Genomic DNA, 1,708 nt, shown 5'->3' on the forward strand with positions numbered 1-1,708 from the left:
TGGCGTGTCAGGAATGCATATAAGCTCCTCCCTGTGCACGATTCCGTTTTTCTTCCAAATAAACCTTAACAAAACGCATTTGTTAGCCAGCTGTCTATATCACGCTCCCTAACCTGCCCAAAGGCTAATTCTATAAGCTCTTCTGTTGGTTGTTCCCCAACTCGACTTGCCATAGACAAAATTAATCGCCCCATAGGCTTTGGACCTCTTTCGCTAATGCTCTTATGCTTTCCGAACAGCGATTCTATGATTTCTGTTGAACCTATTATCTTTTTACCTTCAGGAATCTTATTGCCTTGCTCTTCGACAACATCAATTAAGTTGCAAGCGAATGGCTCAGCCCGTGGGCAAATTTCCTCTCCTAACAACTCTTCTGCTAACTCCTCATGACACCCGATCCAAACACCCTTTTTACGAGTGAAATTTCTGCCAACCCTTCCTATATCGACTAACTGCTTCCAATAGCTTATCTCTTCCTCATAATCACCCAACCAACTCAACTTCTCTTGCTCGCTTTTAGGAAGGCTTTCGTATTCCAATAATTTACTGACTCCCCAGTCTACAATGACGTCGATGTTGTGGTACCTTGCTTTTGTGCGCTGGTTAGGGGGAGCTATTTTTGCATATTCGGTCAACTGCACTTGCTTTTTAAAGTCAGAACACTTTTTCGTAAATTCCTTCCAAAGCTCATCATTTCCTAGCCAATGTTTGTATAGACAAGCAATCTTATGGGGAATATCTTCAGCATCAACAACCTGAGGGTAGGCTTCGCAAAAGAGTCTTCCCCCACAACGAAGATCAGGACCATCATCCCTCAAAATCGCAAGAGGTGGGATACCATGGTTTGTGCTTAATACTGTCTTGAGTTCTGTTTCCATCAAACCGCCATTGCTGGATTTCATGGGAACAATTCCTAGAGGCTCCACGTCTTCAAGGCTAACTGTTAAGTCATCTCTTTTCAAAAGAGAGGCCATGCGCACTCCCAATACTACAAGACATTTGTGTACCCCTTTGCTAACAACATGATCTATAATCCATATCCAATCATTAGCAGCCTCCTTGGGGCGCATTAGCTTATGCAACCCAAACTTCATTTCCCACTGAATGCATGTCTCTACAGCTGGTGCACGATCCAATTTGCCTTGCTCGCGAAAAACCTGCATTGCATGAGCTGTCGGAGAAAACCCCAGGCAAGCAGTATGCATAAGAGTTAGAGACGTTGCTATGAGGCTATTCCAATATGTGTGGCGGCAAGGCTTACGCGTCAAAGGAGCAACCTCTTTTTTTTTGACTCCTCTAGCTGTTGGTCAACTTTTTCCAATTTCGCTCTAAGCGCTGAATTCTCGGCTTCCTTTTGCCTAACGACTTCTTTAGCTGCATTTAAAGCTGCTTTTTCTTGTGCCAGCTCCTCTTGAAGCGAATCGCGGCTGGTTCTAGCTCTCTTTACGGCTAGCTTTTGCTTCTTAAGGCTATATTTTGCCGTTTTAGCCTTACTTCTCCAGGAATCGCGGCTTTCTTCAAGCCACTTCAAGGTCTTATCGACCCTTAAAGGCAGTGGGTTATTTGATTGTTTTGAATTTGGTATATCCATAAGTTCCTTTAAGTTTTATGCAAAAAAAAACATTTTACACAAAAATACAAAGGAAGGAAAGTAGAAACTTTACTTAACCCTAAATATGTTGAAAATCAGCTAATTCCTGACACGCCA

2 protein-coding genes are annotated in these 1,708 nt (G+C 42.9%); both read right to left on the minus strand.

Annotated elements, in window-relative coordinates; genetic code table 11:
• Positions 1 to 65 precede the first annotated feature (65 nt).
• On the minus strand, positions 66 to 974 hold the full coding sequence (locus NEPTK9_RS09450) for a hypothetical protein (RefSeq protein ID WP_194846861.1): 909 nt from the start codon (positions 972 to 974) through the stop codon (positions 66 to 68).
• 290 nt (positions 975 to 1,264) lie between these two features.
• Positions 1,265 to 1,591, minus strand: a complete 327-nt coding sequence (locus tag NEPTK9_RS09455; protein WP_194846862.1) for a hypothetical protein — start codon at positions 1,589 to 1,591, stop codon at positions 1,265 to 1,267.
• Between the last annotated feature and the right edge of the window lie 117 nt (positions 1,592 to 1,708).

The sequence above is a fragment of the Candidatus Neptunochlamydia vexilliferae genome (assembly GCF_015356785.1).
In the GTDB taxonomy this organism is placed as follows: Bacteria; Chlamydiota; Chlamydiia; order Chlamydiales; family Simkaniaceae; genus Neptunichlamydia; species Neptunichlamydia vexilliferae.

Bases quoted from the DNA above. Each gene is read 5' to 3' on its own strand.
- NEPTK9_RS09450 (WP_194846861.1), bottom strand. From the start codon at position 974: ATGGCCTCTCTTTTGAAAAGAGATGACTTAACAGTTAGCCTTGAAGAC.
- NEPTK9_RS09455 (WP_194846862.1), bottom strand. From the start codon at position 1,591: ATGGATATACCAAATTCAAAACAATCAAATAACCCACTGCCTTTAAGG.